Here is a 22,616-nt window from a genome sequence, read left to right on the forward strand (position 1 = left end):
AAACAACAAACTGAAATTACATAGGAAATAGCATGAAAGTTTTTTACGATAAAGACGCAGACTTATCTTTGATCAAAGGTAAGCAAGTAACAATCATTGGTTACGGTTCACAGGGCCATGCCCACGCACAGAACTTGAATGATTCTGGTGTGAAAGTAACTGTTGGTTTACGTAAAGGTGGCGCTTCTTGGAATAAAGCTGCGAACGCAGGTTTGCAAGTTAAAGAAGTGGCTGAAGCTGTTAAGGGCGCAGACGTTGTGATGATGTTGTTGCCTGACGAACAAATTGCTGAGGTGTACAACAAAGAAGTTGCTCCAAATATCAAGGCAGGCGCTGCATTGGCATTTGCTCACGGCTTCAACGTTCACTACGGTCAAGTGATTCCTCGTGCAGACGTGGACGTGATCATGATTGCTCCTAAGGCACCAGGTCACACTGTGCGTGGCACATATTCACAAGGTGGTGGCGTTCCTCATTTGATCGCTGTTCATCAAAACACAACTGGTTCAGCACGTGACGTAGCTTTGTCATATGCAACAGCCAACGGTGGTGGCCGTGCCGGCATCATCGAAACAAACTTCCGTGAAGAAACTGAAACTGACTTGTTCGGTGAGCAGGCTGTTCTTTGTGGTGGCGCAGTTGAATTGATCAAAGCTGGTTTTGAAACTTTGGTTGAAGCTGGTTACGCTCCTGAAATGGCTTACTTCGAGTGCTTGCACGAGTTGAAGTTGATCGTTGACTTGATCTACGAAGGTGGTATCGCCAACATGAACTACTCAATCTCAAACAATGCTGAGTACGGTGAGTATGTGACTGGTCCACGCGTTGTGACTGAAGATACTAAGAATGCAATGCGTCAGTGTTTGAAAGATATTCAAACTGGTGAATATGCAAAGAGCTTCATCTTGGAAAACAAAGCAGGTGCTCCTACATTGATTTCTCGTCGTCGCTTGAACGCTGAGCATGACATCGAAGTAGTTGGTGCTAAGTTGCGCGCAATGATGCCTTGGATTGCTAAGAACAAGCTAGTTGATCAAAGCAAGAACTAAGAGTAGTTGTTAAATAAATAAAAAGATCCAGAAAGAGAGACAACATGGCAGTTCATTACCCGCATCCAATCATTGCAAAAGAAGGTTGGCCACACGTGGCCATCGCGGGTTTTGTATTGTTCGTGATTCATTCCACCGCAGGGTGGGCATGGTCTTGGCCTTTCTGGATTATTTTTATTTTTGTTGTTCAGTTTTTCAGAGACCCAGGTCGTCTGATTCCTCTGACCAAAGATGCGGTTTTATCGCCAGCAGATGGTCGAGTCATCATTGTTGAAAAATCATTTGATCCATACGCTAATCGTGAAGCACTCAAGATCAGCGTTTTTATGAACGTGTTCAACGTCCATTCCAATCGTTCTTCCGTGAACGGCACGATCAAACGCATTGAGTATTTCCCTGGTAAGTTTGTGAATGCTGATTTAGATAAAGCATCCACAGAAAATGAACGCAATGCTGTTGTGATTGACGCAAATGGTCAAACCATCACATTGGTTCAAGTGGCCGGCTTGATTGCCCGCAGAATTCTTTGCTACGCACATTTAGGCGACAAGCTTAAAAAGGGCGAGCGTTATGGTTTTATCCGTTTTGGCTCAAGAGTGGATGTTTATTTGCCTCTGACAGCTGAGCCATTGGTGAGTGTTGGCGACAAAGTATCTGCAACCAGCACGGTACTAGCCAAATTGCCCGGATTGGACTAAAAAGTAGTCTATGACGACATTTCGACGTAGAAAACCAAGATTAACTAAAAATTTACCTAGCAATGTGACGCCTTTGCGTCGCAATGATTGGGCTGGCCCTGATCAAGAGAACCTAGGTCGACCACGTAACCGTGGCATCTATTTATTGCCGAATGCTTTTACAACCGCCAATTTATTTTGCGGTTTCTTTGCCATTGTGCAGGCCATGAACCAGCGTTTTGAATTTGCTGCGATTGCTATTTTTGTGGCTTTGGTCATGGATGGCATGGACGGCCGTGTCGCTCGTATGACCAATACTCAAAGTGCTTTTGGTGAACAGTACGACTCACTCACTGACATGGTTTCTTTTGGTGTGGCACCCGCATTGATTGCTTATGAGTGGGTTTTAAAAGATTTAGGTAAGTGGGGCTGGTTGGCTGCATTTATTTTCTGTGCAGGAGCTGCCTTGCGCTTGGCACGATTCAATACCAATATCGCCGTGGTTGATAAACGCTTTTTCCAAGGTCTGCCAAGTCCTGCTGCAGCTTCCTTGATTGCAGGTTTTGTTTGGTTGGCTGTGGACAATAAATTGCATGTTCAGGAGCTGGCATTGCCATGGGTGATGTTTGCCTTGACCATTTATGCGGGTATCACGATGGTTTCAAATGCCATGTTCTACAGCGGTAAAGCATTGGATGTGCGCTACAGAGCACCCTTTGGCGTCATGATTTTGGTGATCTTGGGCTTTGTTTTGGTATCAAGCGATCCACCGGTTGCATTGTTTGGTTTATTTGTGGCTTATGCGATCTCGGGCTATGTTTTTTGGGTATGGCAAAAAATTGTCTTGCGCAAGAAAAAAGCTTCAGATATGCTTTCTAACAATTAATTCATTTTTTGTGTATATTGGAGTTTATGAATACAAGCTTGTCACTGCTGCTACTTTTAGGACTAGGTCAAAACCTGGGGTCGGTGCACGCTTAAACACTTAGAGTCAAAGCAAACAACACGAACCCCAGTCCTACTGGGGTTTTTTATTTAGTAAATTTTGTAAGTTCGGGAGCAAGTCATGACAGATAAATTGATTATTTTTGATACCACTTTGAGAGATGGTGAGCAGTCACCTGGTGCTTCAATGACCAAAGATGAAAAGGTCAGGATTGCAAGACAGCTTGAGCGTCTTCGCGTGGACGTGATTGAGGCAGGCTTTGCTGCCAGCTCTGACGGAGATTTTGCGGCCATTAATGCCATTGCTCAAGTCATCAAGGATTCGACTGTTTGCTCTTTGGCTCGTGCTAATGAAAAAGACATCGGCCGAGCTGCTGATGCCTTGAAGGGTGCCAACTCTAAGCGTATTCACACATTCATTGCGACATCGCCATTGCACATGGAAAAGAAGTTGCGCATGACGCCCGATCAAGTGTTTGAACAAGCCAAAGCTGCTGTGCGCTTTGCTCGTAATCACACCAACGATATTGAGTTTTCACCAGAAGATGGTTATCGCTCTGAAGTAGATTTCTTGTGCCGCGTGCTTGAAGCTGTGATCAAAGAAGGCGCTACAACCATCAACGTTCCTGACACGGTTGGTTATGCTGTTCCTGAGCTTTATGGCAACTTCATCAAGACTTTGCGTGAGCGCATCCCGAATTCGGATAAAGCCATTTGGTCTGTGCATTGCCACAATGACTTGGGCATGGGCGTTGCCAACTCATTGGCGGGCGTGAAGATTGGCGGTGCTCGTCAAATTGAATGCACCATCAATGGTTTGGGTGAGCGCGCCGGCAACACTTCTTTGGAAGAAGTTGTGATGGCGATCAAAACCCGCAAAGATTACTTTGATTTATCAGTGGGCATTGATACGACTCAAATCGTGCCAGCCTCTAAGATGGTCTCTCAAATCACGGGTTTTGTGGTGCAACCGAATAAAGCGGTGGTTGGCGCCAATGCCTTCGCTCACGCTTCAGGTATTCACCAAGATGGCGTTTTAAAAGCTCGTGATACCTACGAGATCATGCGTGCAGAAGATGTGGGTTGGGCAGCTAACAAGATCGTTTTGGGCAAATTGTCTGGCCGAAATGCATTCAAACAGCGTTTGCAAGAATTGGGCATCGAGTTGGATTCTGAGGCTGAAATGAACGACGCCTTCTCTCGATTCAAGACCTTGGCTGACCAAAAAGCCGAGATTTTTGATGAAGATATCACTGCAATTGTGGGCAATAACGCTGAAGAGGCTAGTGACCACTATCGTTTTATCTCAATGTCACAAAGGTCTGAGACTGGGGAGCGCCCATTTGCCAAAGTTATTTTCAAATCTGGCAAAGAAGAGTTCACCTCTGAGGCTGAAGGCAATGGCCCGGTCGATGCAACCTTGAATGCGATCGAATCAAAGGTCAAAAGTGGTGCTGAGCAGTTGTTGTACTCGGTCAATGCGATCACGACCGGCACCGAGTCTCAGGGTGAAGTCACGGTCCGTCTTGCCAAGGGTGGCCGGATTGTGAATGGCGTTGGCACAGATCCGGACATTGTGGCCGCTTCAGCCAAGGCTTATTTGGCAGCTTTGAACAAGTTATACGACCCCGCTCAACAGAAATTGAACGCTCAGATGGCTGTTTAAGGCCAAATAGGCTATAATTTCGGCACTTTCTGGTAATTTCCCAAAAAGTGCCGAAGTGATTGATTTCTTTAATAAGTAATAAAAGAACCAAAAGCTTCTGGGTTTTTCAACAATTCGCACGACATATCGGGTCAGAGACCAATAATTATTGAATCTCAAGCTCGTTTGTTCGCAAGTATGGAGTTTAAAAATGGCTATTCTTACAGCTGATAAAGCCGTTATTGTTAAAGATAACGCACGTGCAGCAAATGACACAGGCAGTCCTGAAGTTCAAGTTGCTTTGTTAACTGCTCGCATCAATGATTTAACACCTCACTTCAAAGCAAATGCTAAAGATCACCACAGCCGTCGTGGCTTGTTGAAGATGGTTAGCCGTCGCCGTCGTTTGCTCGACTATTTGAAGTCAAAAGATTTTGATCGTTATCGCGCTTTGATTGATAAGCTCGGTCTACGTAAGTAATTCCGACAATGCCTGCCTCAGTTTGACTTTGGCAGGCATTATCGTTTTGAGCGGTCGGTGGCTGCTCGCAGTACAGGACCCGTGTCATTCCAAAGACAGGTTAACTCTTCTCTCTAAGCCTTTCTTTGGAATGGCATCCTTACTCCGCATAGCCCCTAATTGCTCCAGTGCTGCCATAGCGCTGATTTTCTATGGCAAATGTTGATTGGAGATATACATAAATGACGATGTTTAATAAAGTAGTAAAAAGTTTTCAATGGGGTTCACACACTGTTCGTATGGAAACTGGTGAGATTGCTCGCCAAGCAGGTGGTGCAGTTTTAGTTGATGTGGATGACACAGTTATTTTGGCAACAGTGGTTGGCGCAAAAAATGCCAAGCCAGGCCAAAACTTCTTCCCACTCACAGTTGATTATTTAGAGAAGACATATGCTGCCGGTAAGATTCCTGGGGGTTTCTTCCGTCGTGAAGGCCGTCCTTCAGAAGGCGAAACACTGATTTCTCGTTTGATCGATCGTCCATTGCGTCCTTTGTTCCCAGAAGGTTTCTTGAACGAAGTGCAAGTGGTGATTCATGTGGTATCGATCAACCCAGACGTACCTGCAGACATCCCTGCATTGATTGGTGCTTCTGCAGCTTTGGCTGTTTCAGGCATTCCATTCAATGGTCCAGTGGGCGCCGCTCGCGTGGGTTACAAAGATGGTCAATACATGTTGAACCCAACACGCACTGAGCAAGCAACTAGCCAATTAGATTTGATCGTTGCTGGTACTCAATCTGCTGTGTTGATGGTTGAATCTGAAGCTTATCAATTGTCTGAAGAGATCATGTTGGGCGCGGTTGTTTATGGTCATGAGCAAATGCAAACAGCGATCAATGCGATCAATGATTTAGTGCGCGAAGGTGGTAAGCCTGAGTGGGATTGGCAAGCAGCTCCTAAGAATGAGCCAATGATTGCTAAGGTCACTGCCTTGGCTGAAGCTGGTTTGCGTGAAGCGTATCAAATTCGTCAAAAGCAAGCTCGTTCAACTAAGTTGAAAGAAGTGACAAAAGATGTGATGGCCAAGTTGGCTGAAGATGGTGAATTTGATGAAGTTGAAGCTGGCAACATCATGTTTGACATCGAAGCAAAGATTGTTCGTAGTCAAGTATTGAACGGTGAGCCACGCATTGACGGTCGTGATACACGCACTGTTCGTCCAATTGAAATTCGTACGGGTGTATTGCCACGTACTCACGGTTCAGCATTGTTCACTCGTGGTGAGACACAAGGTTTGGTGGTTGCAACTTTGGGTACAGCACGCGATGAGCAAATCATTGATGCCTTAGAAGGTGAGCAACGTGATCGTTTCATGTTCCACTACAACATGCCTCCGTTTGCCACTGGCGAAACAGGTCGTGTAGGCAGTCCAAAGCGTCGCGAAATCGGCCACGGTCGTTTAGCTAAGCGTGCTTTGATTCCAGTATTGCCAAGCGCAGAAGAGTTTGCTTATAGCTTGCGCGTTGTTTCAGAAATCACTGAATCAAACGGTTCATCTTCAATGGCTTCTGTTTGTGGCGGCTGTTTAGCGATGATGGATGCCGGTGTTCCTGTGAAGGCCCACGTGGCTGGTGTAGCGATGGGCTTGATTTTGGATGGCAATCGTTTCGCTGTTTTGACAGATATCTTGGGTGATGAAGATCACTTGGGCGACATGGACTTCAAGGTAGCTGGTACATCAAACGGTATCACTGCATTGCAGATGGATATCAAGGTACAAGGTATTACCAAAGAGATCATGCAGGTTGCTTTAGCTCAAGCTAAAGAAGGCCGTTTGCACATTTTGAGCAAGATGCAAGAATCCATGAGTGGCGTTCGCACAGAGTTATCTGAGCACGCTCCACGCATGGTGACAATCAAGATTCATCCAGACAAGATCCGTGAAGTGATCGGTAAGGGTGGCGCAACAATCCAGGCTTTGACAAAAGAAACTGGTACTAGCATTGATATCACTGATGATGGTCTTGTAACAATTGCTTCAACAAGTGCTGAAGGCATGGAAGAAGCGAAGCGTCGCATTGAAGGCATCACAGCTGAAGCTGAAGTAGGCAAGATCTACGAAGGCCCAGTAGTGAAGTTGTTAGAGTTCGGCGCCTTGATCAATATTCTTCCAGGTAAAGATGGTTTGTTGCATATTTCAGAAATCGCTAATGAGCGTGTGAAAGATGTGAAAGACTACTTGCAAGAAGGTCAAGTTGTGCGCGTGAAGTTATTGGCTGCTGATGAGCGTGGACGTTTGCGTTTGTCATTGAAGGCTGCGTGTGCTGATGAAGGAACAAGCATTGCTCCTTTGAACGGTGCTGCACCTCAAGCTGATGCTGCACCTGCAGACCAAGCTGAACAGCAACAGCAATAATCTGAGCTAAAACGGCATGCGTGCTGTTGAAATCAGCCAGTATGGTGGCCCTGAAGTTTTAAAGGCGACGGTAAGACCTGATTTGGTCTTACCGCTTCCTGGTTCTGGTGAAGTATTGATCAGAGTCAGAGCTGCAGGGGTCAACCGTCCTGACGTTTTGCAACGTCAAGGCTTCTATCCTGTCCCTCCTGGTGGAACAGATTTACCTGGTTTGGAATTGGCAGGTGAAATTATTGGTGGTGATATTGCACACCCTGATAATTTTTTTAGTTTCGAAGTGGGTAGTCGGGTTTGTGCCTTGGTGGTTGGTGGTGCGTATGCGGAGTATTGCATTGCTCCATTGGCGCAATGTTTGCCAGTGCCTAAAGGTTTGTCGGATGTTGAAGCAGCGAGTATTCCAGAAACATTTTTCACGGTTTGGAGCAACGTTTTTGACCGCGGTCGTTTGGGTTTAGATGGGCGTGGCAAAGAAACATTATTGGTTCATGGTGGCAGCAGTGGCATTGGTGTCACAGCGATTCAGTTGGTGACTGCTTTGGGCCATGATGTACTTGTGACTGTGGGCAGTGATGAAAAAGCCAAAGCTTGTAAAGAGCTTGGTGCTGTATTGGCGGTCAACTACCGTACCCAAGATTTTGTTGAAGAAGTTAAATCTTTTACAAAAGGCAAAGGTGCCAACGTTGTTTTAGATATGGTGGCAGGACCTTATGTGGGCAGAGAAATTAATTGTTTAGCAGATGATGGCCGAATTGTGATCATTGCTAATCAGGGCGGTAAAATTTCAGAAGTGGATATGGGTCAAGTTTTGCGTAGACGTTTGACCATCACTGGATCAACCTTGAGACCGAGGTCGGTTGATTTCAAGGGTGCGATTGCAAGGTCATTGAGAGCGCATGTTTGGCCATTACTGGAGTCTAAAAAGATTAGACCGGTGATACATGAAGTATTTGAATTAGAAGCTGCTGCCAAGGCCCATCAATTGATGGAATCAAGTCAGCACATTGGTAAGATAGTATTAACTGTTAATTAAACGAGACTTTAATGAGACCCTTGACCATCATTGGCAACTGGAAAATGAATGGCAGCTTGGCTGCCAATCAGCAACTCATTGAAGAGTTATTGAGCAGCAAAGATTTTTTAGCAAATCTGCAAGGTGTGCGCGCAGGTTTATGTGTGCCTTATCCATACTTATCGCAAGTCAGCCAATTATTGGCCAAGTCACCGATTGCTTGTGGTGCCCAAGATGTTTCTGATCATCCTAACGGGGCATACACGGGCGACGTCAGCGCAAAAATGTTGCAAGAGTTTGCTTGTCAGTATGTGATTGTTGGTCACTCTGAGCGCCGTCAATTTCATCAAGAAGGTGATGGCTTGGTAGCCAGAAAAGCGAAAGCCTGCTTGCAAGCCAATATCACTCCTATCATTTGTGTGGGTGAGACTGAAGCTGAACATGATGACGGCAAAACCTTGACCGTTGTGCGTCGTCAGTTACAGGCTATTTTGGATTTGCTACAAGGCCAAATTGCGTCTTGCATCATTGCTTATGAGCCTGTTTGGGCCATTGGTACTGGAAAAGTACCTACCCCGGCTCAGGCTCAAGAGGTGCATAGAGAGTTGCGTTTGCAGCTCGCTAAATTCGATGATGAAGCAGCCTCAAAAGTGGCAATTTTGTATGGCGGTAGCTTAAAGCCTGATAATGCTAAAGATTTGTTGGCGATGCCAGATATTGATGGTGGTTTGGTGGGTGGCGCATCGTTGAATGCAAAAGATTTTTTGGCTTTATGCCAAGCATGTAAATAAATTTGTTTTTGGAGACTTAGATGGAATTGTTAAAGACTATATTGGTTGTGTTGCAGATCATTTCTGCGATTGGCGTGATTGCCTTGGTTCTGATTCAGCAAGGTAAGGGCGCAGATATGGGCGCAGCCTTTGGCGGTGGTTCTTCAGGTGGCTTGTTCGGTGCCGCTGGTTCAGCCAACTTCTTGTCACGCGTGACGGCTGTACTTGCCACAATCTTCTTCTTGTCTACCTTGGGCATCACTTTATTTGGTTCAACCAAGTCACAAAACGCAGGTGTTTTATCAGGTACCAGCGCTCCTGTGACAGCCCCAGCTGCTGAAGTTCCAGCGCCAGCAACAGCTGCGCCAGGTTCGCCAGTCGCTCCAGTGACCGGTTCTGGTCAAAATGTCCCTAGATAAGTTCTAAGAATTCTGAAAAAACACCTCTAGAAAGACGGCAATAAGCTAAAATCTAAGGGTTTTACCGTATGCCGTCGTGGTGGAATTGGTAGACACGCTATCTTGAGGTGGTAGTGGCGTAAGCTGTGCGAGTTCGAGTCTCGCCGACGGCACCAAATAGGGGGTTTTGCCGCTTGTCAGAAAGCTGCAAGACCAATTAGTGAAAATATGTAAGTGATACTTAGAGTTACGAATTGGAACGCTCTTGAACTTAGAAGCTTATTTTCCCGTTTTACTATTCATCCTAGTGGGGATTGGTGTTGGCTTGGCCCCCATGGGCCTAGGCAAATTGCTCGGAGCGAACAAGCCCGACGCTGAAAAAATTTCCCCTTACGAGTGCGGATTTGACGCATACGAAGATGCGCGCATGAAATTTGATGTGCGTTACTACTTGATCGCCATTCTTTTTATCCTATTCGACCTAGAAACAGCATTCTTGTTCCCTTGGGGCGTGGCCTTGTCTGAAATTGGCTGGGCTGGCTACATATCGATGTTGATTTTCTTGTTGGAATTCGTGATTGGCTTTGCCTACATCTGGAAGAAGGGCGCCCTTAACTGGGAGTGACGATAAAACATGGCTATTGAAGGTATCTTAAAAGAAGGTTTTGTCACAACATCGGCTGATAAGCTCATTAACTGGACGAGAACAGGTTCTCTTTGGCCGATGACTTTTGGTTTGGCCTGTTGTGCAGTTGAAATGATGCACGCCGGTGCTTCTCGTTATGACTTGGACCGTTTTGGTGTTGTGTTCAGACCATCACCGCGTCAGTCTGATTTGATGATTGTGGCGGGTACTTTGTGTAACAAGATGGCACCAGCTTTGCGCAAGGTGTATGACCAGATGCCTGAGCCACGCTGGGTGATCTCAATGGGATCATGCGCTAACGGCGGCGGTTACTACCATTACTCTTATTCTGTGGTTCGCGGTTGCGACCGCATTGTTCCTGTGGACGTTTATGTTCCTGGGTGTCCTCCAACTGCTGAAGCTTTGATGTACGGCATCATTCAATTGCAAGCCAAGATCAAGCGCACCAGCACGATTGCGAGAAAGGCCTGAGATGTCAGACACTCTATCCGTGCTTAAAGAGCGCTTAGAAAAAGTATTGGGCAAAAAAGTTTCTCGTTTACACGAGGCGCTTGGCGAACTCACTTTGGTGGTGCGCTCAGAAGACTATTTAGAAGTAGCAAAAACTTTGAGAGATGAGCCAACTTTAGGCTTTGATCAGTTGATGGACCTTTGTGGCGTTGATTACAGTGAGTACGACAACGCAACGTGGGAAGGCCCTCGTTTTGCTGCTGTGAGTCACTTGTTATCTGTGAAACACAATTGGCGTTTACGTCTTCGTGTGTTTGCACCGGTGGATCATTTCCCATTGGTGGCGTCTGTGACACCGATTTGGAATTCAGCCAACTGGTTTGAACGTGAAGCATTCGATTTGTATGGCATCTTGTTTGATGGTCATGACGATTTGCGCCGCATCTTGACGGACTATGGCTTCATTGGCCATCCGTTCAGAAAAGATTTCCCGATCTCTGGCAACGTAGAAATGCGTTATGACCCAGAGCAAAAGAGAGTTATTTATCAACCTGTCACGATTGATCCTCGCGAGGTAACTCCTCGAGTGATCCGCGAAGAAAGCTACGGTTCTTAATCATGGCTGATATTAAAAATTACACCCTGAACTTTGGCCCACAGCATCCTGCCGCGCACGGTGTGTTGCGTTTGGTTTTGGAGTTAGATGGTGAAGTGATTCAGCGCTCAGACCCGCACATTGGTTTGTTGCACCGTGCCACTGAAAAATTAGCAGAAACCAGAACTTGGGTACAAAACGTTCCATACATGGATCGTTTGGACTACGTTTCAATGATGGCCAATGAGCACGCTTATGTGATGGCCATTGAAAAGCTATTACAAATTGAAGTGCCAGAGCGTGCGCAATACATCCGCGTGATGTTTGATGAAATCACTCGCTTACTAAATCATTTGTTGTGGATTGGTTGTCATGGTTTGGACGTAGGCGCCATGGCGGTGTTCTTGTACGCCTTCCGCGAACGTGAAGATTTGTTTGATATGTACGAAGCCGTTTCTGGTGCCCGTATGCATGCTGCCTACTATCGTCCAGGTGGTGTGTACCGTGATTTGCCAGACACCATGCCTCAGTACTTGGCCAATAAGATTCGTGGCGAAAAAGCTGTGAAGAAATTGAACGAAAACCGCCAAGGTTCTTTGTTGGATTTCATTGAAGATTTCACCACCAGATTTCCAAAGTATGTTGATGAGTACGAGACTCTATTAACCGACAACCGTATTTGGAAGCAACGTTTGGTGGGTATTGGTGTGGTTTCACCAGAACGTGCTTTGCAACTTGGTTTCACTGGTGCGATGTTGCGTGGCTCAGGCATTGAATGGGATTTGCGTAAAAAGCAACCGTATGAGGTTTACAGCAAATTAGATTTTGATATTCCTGTGGGCGTTAACGGCGACTCTTACGATCGTTACTTGGTTCGTGTTGAAGAGATGCGTCAGTCCAACAAAATCATTCAGCAATGCGTGAAGTGGTTAAGAGCTAATCCTGGTCCAGTGATGAGCGATAACCACAAAGTCACAAGTCCAAAACGTGTGGACATGAAGTCCAACATGGAAGAATTGATTCACCACTTCAAACTGTTCACAGAAGGCATTCACGTGCCGGCAGGTGAGGCTTACGCCGCCGTTGAACATCCAAAGGGTGAGTTTGGTATTTATGCAATTTCTGATGGCGCTAACAAACCTTACCGTTTGAAGATTCGTGCCCCGGGCTTTGTGCATTTATCAGCTTTAGATGAAATGGCAAAAGGTCACATGTTGGCTGATGCTGTAACGATTATTGGTACGCAGGACATTGTGTTCGGCGAGATTGACCGCTAAAAGGATAAGAGAGCATATGTTTTCCCCACAAGCTCGCGCTGAAATCAATCGCAATATTGCAAAGTATCCGGCCGATCAAAAACAGTCTGCTGTGATGGCCGCATTGGTGGTTGCTCAAGACCAATTCGGATGGGTCACACCTGAGTCAATCGAAGAAATTGCTGCCATTCTAGAAATGCCACCGATTGCTGTTCAAGAGGTGGCAACGTTTTACAACATGTACGACACCAAGCCTGTTGGCAAATTCAAATTAGCTGTATGTACTAATTTGCCATGTGAACTATCTGGTGGCACTCGTGCAGGTGAGTACTTGAAGAAGAAGTTGGGCATTGATTACAACGAAACAACTCCTTGCGGCACATTCACCTTGAAAGAGGGTGAGTGCATGGGTGCTTGTGGTGATGCGCCTGTGGCGATTGTGAACAATAAGACCATGTGCAGTTTCATGAGCAATGACAAATTAGATGCTTTGATTGATGAATTAAAAGCCAAAGCTAATGCAACTGGAGGTGCAGCATGACCAGTTTGCACACACGTCACATTCAGCCTTTGATCCTTAAGGGTCTTGATGGTAATAACTGGCGTTTAAAAGATTACGTTGCGCGTGGCGGTTATGCGCAACTCAAAAGAATTTTGACTGAAGGCATCACGCCTGAAGCGGTGATTGCTGAAGTAAAAGCCTCTGGTCTGCGTGGCCGTGGTGGTGCAGGTTTCCCAACGGGTTTGAAGTGGAGTTTTATGCCACGTCAGTTCCCTGGCGATAAATACTTGGTGTGTAACACCGATGAAGGCGAGCCTGGTACGTTCAAGGATCGCGACATCATGCGTTACAACCCGCATGCTTTGATTGAAGGCATGGCGATTGCTGCATACGCCATGGGTATTGCAGTTGGTTACAACTACATTCACGGTGAAATTTGGCACGAGTACGCTCGCTTCGAAGAAGCTTTAGAAGAAGCTCGCGCGGCTGGGTTCTTGGGCAACAAGATTTGTGGCTCTGAGTTCTCATTCCAATTACATGCTCATCATGGTTGGGGTGCTTACATCTGCGGTGAAGAGACAGCGCTTTTAGAATCTTTAGAAGGTAAAAAAGGTCAGCCACGTTTCAAGCCACCTTTCCCAGCAAGTTTTGGTTTGTACGGCAAACCAACAACGATCAATAACACCGAAACATTCTCTGCTGTGCCATTCATTTTTGAAATTGGTGGTGAGGCTTACGCCAAGATAGGTAAGCCTAACAATGGTGGAACAAAGATTTTCTCAATTTCTGGGGATGTAGAACGTCCTGGTAACTATGAGATTCCGTTGGGTACACCCTTTGCTACTCTTTTAGAGTTGGCGGGTGGTATGCGCGGCGGTAAAAAAATCAAAGCAGTGATCCCTGGTGGTTCATCAGCTCCTGTTATTCCAGGCGCGATGATGATGGATACCGGTATGGATTACGACAGCATTGCTAAGGCTGGCTCAATGCTAGGTTCTGGTGCGGTGATTGTGATGGATGAAACGCGTTGCATGGTGAAGTCACTGTTGCGTTTATCTTATTTCTATCACGAAGAATCTTGTGGCCAGTGCACACCATGCCGTGAAGGTACCGGTTGGTTATGGCGCATTGTTAATCGCATTGAGCACGGAGAAGGTCGTCCAGAAGACTTGGATCTTTTGAACGACGTTGCTGCGAATATTCAAGGTAGAACAATTTGTGCATTGGGTGATGCTGCGGCAATGCCTGTGCGGGGCATGTTGAAGCATTACATGGATGAGTTTGCGTATCACGTTGAGCACAAGCGTTGCATCGTGCCGGCATACGTTTAAGCATTCGAAGAGATCGACAGGAAAATAAGATGGTTGAAATCGAAATTGATGGCAAAACAGTAGAAATCCAACAGGGTTCTATGGTGATGGATGCGGCTAAGAAAATTGGCACGCACATCCCTCATTTTTGTTATCACAAGAAATTGTCAATCGCGGCTAACTGTCGCATGTGTTTGGTTGAAGTTGAAAAAGCACCAAAACCTTTGCCTGCTTGTGCAACTCCAGTAACACCTGGCATGAAAGTGTTCACGCATTCAGAAAAAGCAGTACAAGCACAAAAATCAGTGATGGAATTTTTGTTGATCAACCATCCTTTGGATTGCCCGATTTGCGATCAAGGTGGTGAGTGTCAATTACAAGACTTGGCGGTGGGTTACGGTAAAACGACATCTCGCTACGATGAAGAAAAGCGCGTGGTCTTCCATAAGAATGTTGGCCCATTGATTTCAATGGAAGAGATGAGCCGATGTATCCACTGCACTCGCTGTGTTCGTTTTGGTCAAGAGATTGCTGGCGTGATGGAGTTGGGCATGCTCAACCGCGGTGAGCATTCAGAAATCACTTCATTCGTTGGTAAGACTGTTGACTCAGAGTTGTCTGGCAACATGATTGATCTTTGCCCAGTGGGTGCTTTGACCAGCAAGCCATTCCGTTACTCAGCACGTACTTGGGAATTAGGCCGCAAGCGCTCTGTGAGCCCGCATGATTCGATGGGTTCTAACGTGGTGATGCAAACCAAAGCCAATCAAGTATTGCGCACAGTGCCTTTAGAAAACGAAGCCATCAATGAATGTTGGATCAGCGATAAAGATCGCTTTGCATACGAAGGCTTGAACAGCAAAGACCGTTTGAAAAATCCAATGGTCAAGCAAAACAATCAATGGATCGAAACAGACTGGGAGTCTGCTTTAGATTACGTGGCACGTTCTTTGTCATCGATCAAGCAAGATCATGGCTCTGATGCCATCGCTGCTTTGGCTCACCCAATCTCAAGTGTTGAAGAGTTGTATCTTCTTAAAACACTCATGACTGGTTTGGGATCTGACAACACTGAAACACGTTTGCGTTCGCAAGATGTGAGTGGTGCAGCGACTGCACCATGGTTGGGTATGAAGATTGCTGAAGTGAGCCAATTACAAAGAGCTTTCTTCATTGGTAGTTTCTTGCGTAAAGATCAACCTTTGTTGGCAGCCAGAGTTCGTGCAGCCACCAAGCGTGGTCTGAAAGTCACTCGTTTAGGTGCTAGCACCGAAGACTGGTTGATGCCAGTGGCTGCCAGCGCTCAAGTGTCGCCAGCGAATTGGCCGGCAGAGTTAGCGGGTGTTGCAGCAGCGGTTGCTCAAGCCAAGGGCGTGAGTGCTCCAAGTAATGCTGCCATCAGCGCACAAGCAAAAGCCATCGCTGATAGTTTGTTAAGTGGTGAGCGTAAAGCAGTGTTCTTGGGTGCGGCTGCCATGGCTCACCCACAGTTCGCACAATTACATGCTTACGCACAGTTCATTGCAAACCAAACAGAAGCAACTTTGGGATTCTTGCCTGAGGGTGGTAATGCGGTTGGTGCTCATATCGTTAAAGCTGTTTCTGCATCAGGCATCAATGGCTTGATGGCAAAAAATCTTAAAGCAGTTTTGCTCATGAATATTGAACCTGGCACAGACTTGCCAGATCCACAATTGGCCAAGCAAGCTTTAGCAAAAGCTGGCACGGTGATTGCCATGACGGCATTTGACAGCGCTGAACTTCGTGAAGTGGCTGATGTTTTGTTGCCTATCACACCATACACAGAAACTTCTGGCAGCTTCATCAATTTAGAGGGTAGCTTGCAATCCACACAGGCGGTTGTTAAGCCTTTGGGTTCAGCTCGTCCTGCATGGAAAGTAATTCGTGTGCTTGGTAACTTGATGAGCATGGATGGTTTCTACTTCAACAGTTCTGATGAGGTGTTGGACGAAGCGGTTCCTAAAAACTTTGCTGAACAGTTAAATAACAACACATCTGCTGCTCCTGCAATCACCAGTACATTCACACCGGCGATTGAGCGTTTGGCTGATGTGACGATTCATTCAACTGATGCGATTGTGCGTCGTGCACCTGCTTTACAGTTGACGCAAGATGCGAAGAAGGCTTTGAAGTTGGGTGTGCCAACTGATCTCATGATGCAGTTGCAACTAAAAGAGGGTGATGTTGTGCGTGTCACCCAAGCTGGATCTTCAGTGAACATGCCAGTGACAGAAGAGCGTGCTTTGACCAGTGGCGTTGTCAGACTTTCTGCAGGCACAGCATTCAGTGCTCAATTGGGCGGAATGTTTGGTCAATTATCTGTGGAGCGTGTATGACCGACTTTATTCAAACAATCAATACACACGGTTTAGCTCTGTTTGGTGAGATGGCTTGGCCCATCGTTTGGACTTTGATCAAAATTGTGACCATCGTTTTACCGATGTTTGGTTGCGTGGCTTATTTGACTTTGTGGGAGCGTAAGCTCATTGGTTGGATGCACGTTCGTTTAGGCCCTAATCGTGTGGGTCCTTTAGGCTTGTTGCAGCCAATCGCTGATGCTCTTAAGTTATTGCTCAAAGAAGTCATCATTCCAAGCAAGGCCAGCAAGGTCTTGTACATTGTCGCTCCCGTGATGGTGATTGCTCCTGCATTTGCTGCTTGGGCAGTGGTACCGTTCCAAGCAGACATGGTTCTGGCCAATGTGAACGCTGGTTTGTTGTACGTTATGGCTATTACATCTGTGGGTGTGTACGGCATTATCTTGGCTGGTTGGGCATCTAACTCTAAATACGCTTTCTTAGGAGCGATGCGTGCTTCAGCTCAAATGGTTTCTTATGAAATCGCGATGGGCTTTGCGCTTGCTGCTGTGTTGGTTATCTCTGGCACTTTGAACTTGAGCGACATCGTGAAGTCTCAGCAAACGGGTTACTTCGCCAGTATTGGTTTGAACTTCCTATCTTGGAACTGGTTACCGTTGTTGCCAATGTTCTTGATTTATTTCATCTCAGGCGTTGCTGAATTGAACCGTCATCCATTTGACGTGGTTGAGGGTGAGTCTGAGATTGTTGCTGGTCACATGATCGAATACTCAGGCATGGCCTTTGCGATGTTCTTCTTGGCCGAATACGCCAATATGATTTTGATCGCTGCTTTGACCTCTATTTTGTTCTTCGGTGGTTGGGCTCCGATTGTTGACTTGCCAATCTTGCGCGACATCCCAGGCATTTTCTGGTTGATTGCTAAGACATTCTTCTTCTTATCTTGTTTTATTTGGTTGCGTGCGTCATTCCCACGTTACCGCTATGACCAACTCATGCGTTTGGGTTGGAAGGTATTTATTCCCATCTCGATCTTCTGGATCTTGTTGGTCGGTGCTTGGGTCTTGTCACCCTGGAATATTTGGAAATAAGGCGAGGATTTAAAAATGTTCCAACGTATCCGCGAATTCTTCGGTAGCTTGCTCTTAAGAGAGTTGTTGCAAGGCATGGCTTTGACTGGCAAGTACTTGTTCAAGCCAAAGATCACTGTGCAATACCCTGAAGAAAAAACTCCAATGTCTCCACGTTTTCGTGGTTTGCACGCTTTGCGTCGCTACCCGAATGGTGAAGAGCGTTGCATTGCTTGCAAACTATGTGAAGCAGTGTGCCCAGCCATGGCCATCACGATTGAATCAGATCAGCGTGATGATGGCACTCGCAGAACCACTCGTTATGACATCGATTTAACCAAATGTATTTTCTGTGGCTTTTGCGAAGAAGCTTGCCCAGTGGATGCGATTGTTGAAACACATATTCATGAGTATCACGGCGAAAAGCGTGGTGACTTGTATTTCACGAAAGACATGTTGTTAGCAGTAGGCGACCGTTATGAAAACGAAATCGCTGCAAACAAAACAGCGGATGCTAAATACAAATGATGCTAGAACCTAAATCAATCCTCTTTTACATCTTTGCTGCCATTTTGATCATGGCTGCTTTGCGCGTGATCACTGCCCGCAATCCAGTTCACGCTGCATTGTTCTTGGTTTTATCTTTCTTCACAGCGGCGGCTATTTGGATGTTGTTGCATGCTGAGTTCTTAGCTATTTTGTTGGTCTTGGTTTATGTTGGTGCGGTGATGGTCTTGTTCTTGTTCGTGGTCATGATGCTAGACCTCGACTTGGATCATTTGCGCAAAGGTTTCAAGCAATACATGCCAGTGGCTTCTTTGGTGGGCGCAGTGATTGTGGCTGAGATGGCAATTGTGTTGATTCGTGGCTTCATCGGTACCACTCAGCCAATCAGAAACATGGATCCTGAAGTAGCTGCTAATAACACCAAGGCATTGGGTATCTTGCTTTACACCGAGTACCTCTTCAGCTTTGAAGTCGCCGGCATTATTTTGTTGGTAGCCATCATTTCTTCAGTGGCTTTGACTTTGCGTCGCCGCAAAGACACCAAAACCCAAGATATTCCTGATCAAATTCGCACAAGAAAAGAAGATCGTGTGCGCATGGTCACCTCTATGAATGCTGATTCATCAGCCAATAAAAAATCTTAGGACAGTGATGATGAGACATTTCGGAAAAAGGATTTATTCATGACAATCACCTTAGCTCATTACTTAGTGTTGGCTGCCATCTTGTTTGCTATTGGCGTGGTTGGCATTTTCTTGAATCGCAAGAACATCATTGTTTTGTTGATGTCTTTGGAATTGATGTTGTTGGCCGTTAATTTGAACTTCATTGCCTTCTCTCACTACCTAGGAGATATGGCTGGCCAAGTATTCGTATTCTTTATTTTGACCGTGGCAGCTGCTGAAGCAGCCATTGGCTTGGCAATTTTGGTCACGATGTTCCGTAAGCTGGACACAATCCATGCTGAAGACCTCGGACAACTGAAGGGTTAAGACAGATCATATGACTACTCCAATCTTGAACCCTCTAGTATTACTGGCCATCCCACTAGCCCCATTGGTGGGTGCAGTGATTGCTGGTTTATTTGGTACTAAATTCTTGGGCAATCTCATCGGTCGCTCAGCTTCACACACCGTGACTATTCTTGGTGTGGCTATTTCATGCATCCTTTCATTCATGGTCTTGAATGATGTGATGGCGGGTGCACGATTCAACGAAACCATTTACACCTGGATGCAGTTGGGTGAGTTGAGCCTAGAGGTTGGTTTCTTGGTCGACCCATTGACTGCCATGATGATGGTGGTGGTGACCTTTGTTTCTTTGATGGTGCACATTTACACCATTGGTTACATGGCTGAAGACGAGGGTTATGCTCGTTTCTTCTCTTACATTTCTTTGTTCACCTTCTCTATGTTGATGTTGGTGATGAGCAATAACTTCTTGCAGTTGTTCTTTGGCTGGGAAGCTGTTGGCTTGGTCTCTTATTTATTGATTGGTTTCTGGTACAAGCGACCAACCGCAATCTTCGCCAATATGAAAGCCTTCTTGGTTAATCGTGTGGGTGACTTTGGTTTCATTCTTGGTATTGGTCTTTTATTGGCTTACACCGGCAGCATGAGTTATGACGGTGTGTTTGCTCAGAAGGATTTATTGGTTCAACAGGTTTTACCTGGCACTGATTGGAATTTGGTCACAGTGGCCTGCGTTTGCTTGTTCATCGGCGCGATGGGTAAGTCTGCGCAATTCCCATTGCACGTTTGGTTGCCAGATTCAATGGAAGGTCCAACACCGATTTCTGCTTTGATTCACGCGGCCACGATGGTGACTGCAGGTATTTTCATGGTGAGCCGTATGTCACCATTGTTTGAGTTGTCTGATGCTGCTTTGTCATTTGTTTTGATCATTGGATCAATCACTGCTTTGTTCATGGGTTTCTTGGGCATCGTACAAAACGACATCAAGCGTGTGGTGGCCTATTCAACTTTGTCACAACTTGGTTACATGACAGTGGCTTTGGGCGTGTCTGCTTACCCAATCGCCGTATTCCATTTAATGACTCACGCTTTCTTCAAGGCATTGTTGTTCTTGGGAGCGGGTAGTGTGATCATGGGTATGCACCACGACCAAGATATGCGCAACATGGGTGGTTTGTGGAAGTACATGCCAATCACATGGTTCACATCTTTGTTGGGTTCTTTGGCTTTGATTGGTACACCGCTTTTCTCAGGCTTCTACTCAAAAGATTCAATCATTGAAGCGGTTGCCAAGAGCACCATCACTGGCTCTGGCTTTGCCTTCTTTGCTGTGATGGCCGGCGTATTTATCACGGCTTTCTATTCATTCAGAATGTACTTCTTGGTCTTCCACGGTAAAGAACGTTTTGGTCAAGCTCATCACGACCACGGTCATGATGCTCATGACGCCAAGGACGATCATCACGATGATCACCATCATGGTTTGGCTCCTGGTCAAAAACCACACGAGTCTCCATGGGTGGTTACATTGCCATTGGTTCTATTAGCGATTCCATCAGTGATTGTGGGTTACTTCACGATTGGCCCAATGTTGTTTGGCGACTTCTTTGGTAATGCCATCTTTGTTGATGTGACCAAGCACGTGGCCATTAAAGAACTTGCGGATGCCTTCACAGGTCCTTTGGGCATGGTGGCTCACTCATTGCACACACCGGTTTTGTATTTGGCGCTGGGTGGCGTGGTGACGGCTGCAGTCTTTTATCTGTGGTTACCTCAGATTCCAGCATTCTTTGCTCGTGTGCTAGCACCAGTTAAGACGATCCTTGATAACAAGTACTACATGGATGACTTCAACCAAGCTGTGTTTGCCAAAGGTGCAAGGTTGTTAGGCACTGGCTTGTGGAAGCGTGCTGATCAGGGATTGATTGATGGTTTGGTTGTGAACGGCAGCACACGAGTGATTGCTTGGTTCTCAGCAAGCGTGCGTCAGGTGCAATCAGGTTATTTGTATCACTATGCATTTGCGATGATTCTTGGCTTGATTGCTTTGATCGGCTGGATTTTATATACCCACTTGGGCTCCATTAAATAAAACAATAGATAGAGCGCCCCAATATGATTCTTTCTTACTCAATCTGGTTACCGATCATCTTCGGTTTGATTATTTTGTTCACTGGTTCGGACAACAGCAAGGGCTATGTTCGCATCATGGCTTTGATCGCTTCTTTGATCAGCTTTGCTGCAACCTTGCCATTGGTCACAGGCTTTGACACCAGCACGGCAGCCATGCAGTTTGTGGAGCAAGTATCTTGGGTGCCACGCTATGACATCAATTACTTCTTAGGAGTTGATGGTATTTCAATGTGGTTTGTTGTGTTGACAGCTTTCATCACAGTGATCGTGGTGGTTGCTGCATGGGAAGTGATCACAGTCAACGTATCTCAGTACATGGCTGCATTCTTGATTTTGTCTGGTTTGATGATTGGCGTATTTGCCTCATTAGACGGCTTGTTGTTCTATGTTTTCTTTGAGGCCACATTGATTCCGATGTACATCATCATCGGTGTGTGGGGCGGTCCAAATCGTGTGTATGCGGCCTTCAAGTTCTTCTTGTACACCTTGCTTGGCTCACTCTTAACTTTGATTGCCATTTTGTATTTGTACAACGTGACAGACACATTTAACATTCTGACTTGGCACAAAGCCAAGCTAGACATTGTTGAGCAAGTGCTGATTTTTGGCGCATTCTTCATGGCCTTTGCGGTCAAGGTACCGATGTGGCCAGTTCATACATGGTTGCCAGACGCTCACGTAGAAGCACCCACCGGTGGTTCAGTGGTGTTGGCTGCAATCATGTTGAAGTTGGGTGCTTATGGTTTCTTGAGATTCTCATTACCGATTGCACCAGATGCAAGTCAATACTTGGCGCCTGCCGTGATTGCGCTGTCATTGGTCGCGGTGATTTACATTGGTTTGGTGGCCTTGGTTCAAGCTGATATGAAAAAGCTCGTGGCTTATTCATCGATTGCACACATGGGCTTCGTTACTTTAGGATTCTTCATCTTCAACCCAATGGGTGTTGAGGGTGCGATTGTCCAAATGATTTCTCATGGCTTTATTTCTGCTGCCATGTTCTTGAGCATCGGTGTTCTTTATGACCGCATGCACTCACGCCAAATTGCTGATTACGGTGGTGTGGTCAACACCATGCCTAAATTCACAGCCTTTGCCGTCTTATTTGCCATGGCGAATTGCGGACTACCAGCAACCTCAGGTTTTGTGGGTGAGTTCATGGTTATCTTGGCCGCCGTTGATTACGACTTCTTGATCGGTATCTTGGCAGCGACTGCCTTGATCCTTGGTGCTGCTTATTCATTGTGGATGACCAAGCGAGTGTTCTTTGGCGATGTGGGTAATCAACACGTTGCAGAGTTAACTGATATCAATGCCCGTGAATTTTTAATCATGAGTGTCTTGGCCATTTTCACGATTGGCATGGGCGTTTATCCAAAACCATTCACTGATGTGATGCACGTTTCTGTTATCGAGCTTTTAAAGCACGTGGCAGTTAGCAAACTTTAATCCTGAAAGAGGAAA

Annotated in this window: 22 protein-coding genes and 1 tRNA gene; all 23 read left to right on the forward strand. The window is 46.1% G+C overall.

Translation table 11 applies throughout. The features are described from left to right. The first annotated feature begins 32 nt into the window (after positions 1–32). The 23 genes from ilvC (at position 33) to ICE88_RS06485 (ending at position 22,601) form a co-directional block, all read left to right on the forward strand. Positions 33–1,049, forward strand: a complete 1,017-nt coding sequence (gene ilvC / locus ICE88_RS06375) for a ketol-acid reductoisomerase (protein WP_215290067.1) — start codon at positions 33–35, stop codon at positions 1,047–1,049. 44 nt (positions 1,050–1,093) lie between these two features. Beyond that, on the forward strand, positions 1,094–1,747 hold the full coding sequence (locus tag ICE88_RS06380; protein WP_215290065.1) for a phosphatidylserine decarboxylase: 654 nt from the start codon (positions 1,094–1,096) through the stop codon (positions 1,745–1,747). A 10-nt stretch (positions 1,748–1,757) separates the two neighbouring features. After that, the gene (gene pssA, locus ICE88_RS06385; RefSeq protein WP_216250698.1) at positions 1,758–2,612 is read left to right on the forward strand and encodes a CDP-diacylglycerol--serine O-phosphatidyltransferase; all 855 of its coding nucleotides are present in this window, start codon (positions 1,758–1,760) and stop codon (positions 2,610–2,612) included. 180 nt (positions 2,613–2,792) lie between these two features. Further along, positions 2,793–4,337, forward strand: coding sequence for a 2-isopropylmalate synthase (locus tag ICE88_RS06390; protein WP_216250701.1), 1,545 nt, complete (start codon positions 2,793–2,795; stop codon positions 4,335–4,337). 190 nt (positions 4,338–4,527) lie between these two features. Next, positions 4,528–4,797, forward strand: a complete 270-nt coding sequence (gene rpsO, locus ICE88_RS06395; RefSeq protein ID WP_215290060.1) for a 30S ribosomal protein S15 — start codon at positions 4,528–4,530, stop codon at positions 4,795–4,797. A 221-nt stretch (positions 4,798–5,018) separates the two neighbouring features. Then, the gene (gene pnp, locus ICE88_RS06400) at positions 5,019–7,193 is read left to right on the forward strand and encodes a polyribonucleotide nucleotidyltransferase (RefSeq protein WP_216250704.1); all 2,175 of its coding nucleotides are present in this window, start codon (positions 5,019–5,021) and stop codon (positions 7,191–7,193) included. A 16-nt stretch (positions 7,194–7,209) separates the two neighbouring features. Beyond that, positions 7,210–8,223 carry an NAD(P)H-quinone oxidoreductase gene (locus tag ICE88_RS06405; RefSeq protein WP_216250707.1) on the forward strand — a complete coding sequence of 338 codons (1,014 nt, stop codon included), beginning with the start codon at positions 7,210–7,212 and terminating at the stop codon, positions 8,221–8,223. Positions 8,224–8,234: 11 nt separating this feature from the next. Continuing rightward, positions 8,235–8,993 (forward strand): triose-phosphate isomerase, encoded by a 759-nt coding sequence (tpiA, locus tag ICE88_RS06410; RefSeq protein ID WP_216250710.1) that lies wholly within the window; start codon positions 8,235–8,237, stop codon positions 8,991–8,993. A gap of 20 nt (positions 8,994–9,013) precedes the next feature. After that, positions 9,014–9,391 carry a preprotein translocase subunit SecG gene (secG, locus tag ICE88_RS06415; protein WP_216250713.1) on the forward strand — a complete coding sequence of 126 codons (378 nt, stop codon included), beginning with the start codon at positions 9,014–9,016 and terminating at the stop codon, positions 9,389–9,391. Positions 9,392–9,461: 70 nt separating this feature from the next. Continuing rightward, a tRNA-Leu gene (locus ICE88_RS06420) sits at positions 9,462–9,546 on the forward strand. A gap of 89 nt (positions 9,547–9,635) precedes the next feature. Next, positions 9,636–9,995, forward strand: coding sequence for an NADH-quinone oxidoreductase subunit A (locus ICE88_RS06425; RefSeq protein ID WP_089516357.1), 360 nt, complete (start codon positions 9,636–9,638; stop codon positions 9,993–9,995). Positions 9,996–10,004: 9 nt separating this feature from the next. After that, on the forward strand, positions 10,005–10,487 hold the full coding sequence (locus tag ICE88_RS06430; protein WP_089516355.1) for an NADH-quinone oxidoreductase subunit B family protein: 483 nt from the start codon (positions 10,005–10,007) through the stop codon (positions 10,485–10,487). Between the two features lies 1 nt (position 10,488). Then, positions 10,489–11,082, forward strand: a complete 594-nt coding sequence (locus ICE88_RS06435; RefSeq protein WP_216250715.1) for an NADH-quinone oxidoreductase subunit C — start codon at positions 10,489–10,491, stop codon at positions 11,080–11,082. A 2-nt stretch (positions 11,083–11,084) separates the two neighbouring features. After that, positions 11,085–12,338 (forward strand): NADH-quinone oxidoreductase subunit D, encoded by a 1,254-nt coding sequence (locus ICE88_RS06440; protein WP_216250718.1) that lies wholly within the window; start codon positions 11,085–11,087, stop codon positions 12,336–12,338. Between the two features lie 16 nt (positions 12,339–12,354). After that, a complete protein-coding gene (nuoE, locus tag ICE88_RS06445; RefSeq protein WP_216250721.1) occupies positions 12,355–12,858 on the forward strand; it encodes an NADH-quinone oxidoreductase subunit NuoE in 504 nt (167 codons plus the stop codon). After that, positions 12,855–14,150, forward strand: coding sequence for an NADH-quinone oxidoreductase subunit NuoF (gene nuoF, locus ICE88_RS06450; protein WP_216250725.1), 1,296 nt, complete (start codon positions 12,855–12,857; stop codon positions 14,148–14,150). Before nuoE ends, nuoF begins: the two co-directional genes overlap by 4 nt. A gap of 29 nt (positions 14,151–14,179) precedes the next feature. Continuing rightward, positions 14,180–16,486 carry an NADH-quinone oxidoreductase subunit NuoG gene (nuoG, locus tag ICE88_RS06455; RefSeq protein WP_216250728.1) on the forward strand — a complete coding sequence of 769 codons (2,307 nt, stop codon included), beginning with the start codon at positions 14,180–14,182 and terminating at the stop codon, positions 16,484–16,486. Then, positions 16,483–17,559 carry an NADH-quinone oxidoreductase subunit NuoH gene (gene nuoH / locus ICE88_RS06460; protein WP_216250733.1) on the forward strand — a complete coding sequence of 359 codons (1,077 nt, stop codon included), beginning with the start codon at positions 16,483–16,485 and terminating at the stop codon, positions 17,557–17,559. Before nuoG ends, nuoH begins: the two co-directional genes overlap by 4 nt. 15 nt (positions 17,560–17,574) lie before the next feature. Then, positions 17,575–18,066, forward strand: coding sequence for an NADH-quinone oxidoreductase subunit NuoI (nuoI, locus tag ICE88_RS06465; RefSeq protein WP_215290035.1), 492 nt, complete (start codon positions 17,575–17,577; stop codon positions 18,064–18,066). Further along, positions 18,063–18,689, forward strand: coding sequence for an NADH-quinone oxidoreductase subunit J (locus ICE88_RS06470; RefSeq protein ID WP_255535238.1), 627 nt, complete (start codon positions 18,063–18,065; stop codon positions 18,687–18,689). Before nuoI ends, ICE88_RS06470 begins: the two co-directional genes overlap by 4 nt. A gap of 39 nt (positions 18,690–18,728) precedes the next feature. Continuing rightward, positions 18,729–19,037 (forward strand): NADH-quinone oxidoreductase subunit NuoK, encoded by a 309-nt coding sequence (nuoK, locus tag ICE88_RS06475; RefSeq protein ID WP_089516340.1) that lies wholly within the window; start codon positions 18,729–18,731, stop codon positions 19,035–19,037. A gap of 10 nt (positions 19,038–19,047) precedes the next feature. Continuing rightward, complete coding sequence (nuoL, locus tag ICE88_RS06480; protein ID WP_216250736.1) at positions 19,048–21,111, forward strand: NADH-quinone oxidoreductase subunit L; 2,064 nt, start codon at positions 19,048–19,050, stop codon at positions 21,109–21,111. Between the two features lie 23 nt (positions 21,112–21,134). Continuing rightward, a complete protein-coding gene (locus ICE88_RS06485) occupies positions 21,135–22,601 on the forward strand; it encodes an NADH-quinone oxidoreductase subunit M (protein WP_216250739.1) in 1,467 nt (488 codons plus the stop codon). Positions 22,602–22,616: the final 15 nt, after the last annotated feature.

Source organism: Polynucleobacter sp. AM-26B4 (assembly GCF_018882285.1).
In the GTDB taxonomy this organism is placed as follows: domain Bacteria; phylum Pseudomonadota; class Gammaproteobacteria; order Burkholderiales; family Burkholderiaceae; genus Polynucleobacter.

Excerpts from the sequence above, each read along its gene's own strand:
- ilvC (WP_215290067.1), top strand. The coding sequence starts at position 33 with ATGAAAGTTTTTTACGATAAAGACGCAGACTTATCTTTGATCAAAGGT.
- ICE88_RS06380 (WP_215290065.1), top strand. The coding sequence starts at position 1,094 with ATGGCAGTTCATTACCCGCATCCAATCATTGCAAAAGAAGGTTGGCCA.
- pssA (WP_216250698.1), top strand. The coding sequence starts at position 1,758 with ATGACGACATTTCGACGTAGAAAACCAAGATTAACTAAAAATTTACCT.
- ICE88_RS06390 (WP_216250701.1), top strand. The coding sequence starts at position 2,793 with ATGACAGATAAATTGATTATTTTTGATACCACTTTGAGAGATGGTGAG.
- rpsO (WP_215290060.1), top strand. The coding sequence starts at position 4,528 with ATGGCTATTCTTACAGCTGATAAAGCCGTTATTGTTAAAGATAACGCA.
- pnp (WP_216250704.1), top strand. The coding sequence starts at position 5,019 with ATGACGATGTTTAATAAAGTAGTAAAAAGTTTTCAATGGGGTTCACAC.
- ICE88_RS06405 (WP_216250707.1), top strand. The coding sequence starts at position 7,210 with ATGCGTGCTGTTGAAATCAGCCAGTATGGTGGCCCTGAAGTTTTAAAG.
- tpiA (WP_216250710.1), top strand. The coding sequence starts at position 8,235 with ATGAGACCCTTGACCATCATTGGCAACTGGAAAATGAATGGCAGCTTG.
- secG (WP_216250713.1), top strand. The coding sequence starts at position 9,014 with ATGGAATTGTTAAAGACTATATTGGTTGTGTTGCAGATCATTTCTGCG.
- ICE88_RS06430 (WP_089516355.1), top strand. The coding sequence starts at position 10,005 with ATGGCTATTGAAGGTATCTTAAAAGAAGGTTTTGTCACAACATCGGCT.
- ICE88_RS06435 (WP_216250715.1), top strand. The coding sequence starts at position 10,489 with ATGTCAGACACTCTATCCGTGCTTAAAGAGCGCTTAGAAAAAGTATTG.
- ICE88_RS06440 (WP_216250718.1), top strand. The coding sequence starts at position 11,085 with ATGGCTGATATTAAAAATTACACCCTGAACTTTGGCCCACAGCATCCT.
- nuoE (WP_216250721.1), top strand. The coding sequence starts at position 12,355 with ATGTTTTCCCCACAAGCTCGCGCTGAAATCAATCGCAATATTGCAAAG.
- nuoF (WP_216250725.1), top strand. The coding sequence starts at position 12,855 with ATGACCAGTTTGCACACACGTCACATTCAGCCTTTGATCCTTAAGGGT.
- nuoG (WP_216250728.1), top strand. The coding sequence starts at position 14,180 with ATGGTTGAAATCGAAATTGATGGCAAAACAGTAGAAATCCAACAGGGT.
- nuoH (WP_216250733.1), top strand. The coding sequence starts at position 16,483 with ATGACCGACTTTATTCAAACAATCAATACACACGGTTTAGCTCTGTTT.
- nuoI (WP_215290035.1), top strand. The coding sequence starts at position 17,575 with ATGTTCCAACGTATCCGCGAATTCTTCGGTAGCTTGCTCTTAAGAGAG.
- ICE88_RS06470 (WP_255535238.1), top strand. The coding sequence starts at position 18,063 with ATGATGCTAGAACCTAAATCAATCCTCTTTTACATCTTTGCTGCCATT.
- nuoK (WP_089516340.1), top strand. The coding sequence starts at position 18,729 with ATGACAATCACCTTAGCTCATTACTTAGTGTTGGCTGCCATCTTGTTT.
- nuoL (WP_216250736.1), top strand. The coding sequence starts at position 19,048 with ATGACTACTCCAATCTTGAACCCTCTAGTATTACTGGCCATCCCACTA.
- ICE88_RS06485 (WP_216250739.1), top strand. The coding sequence starts at position 21,135 with ATGATTCTTTCTTACTCAATCTGGTTACCGATCATCTTCGGTTTGATT.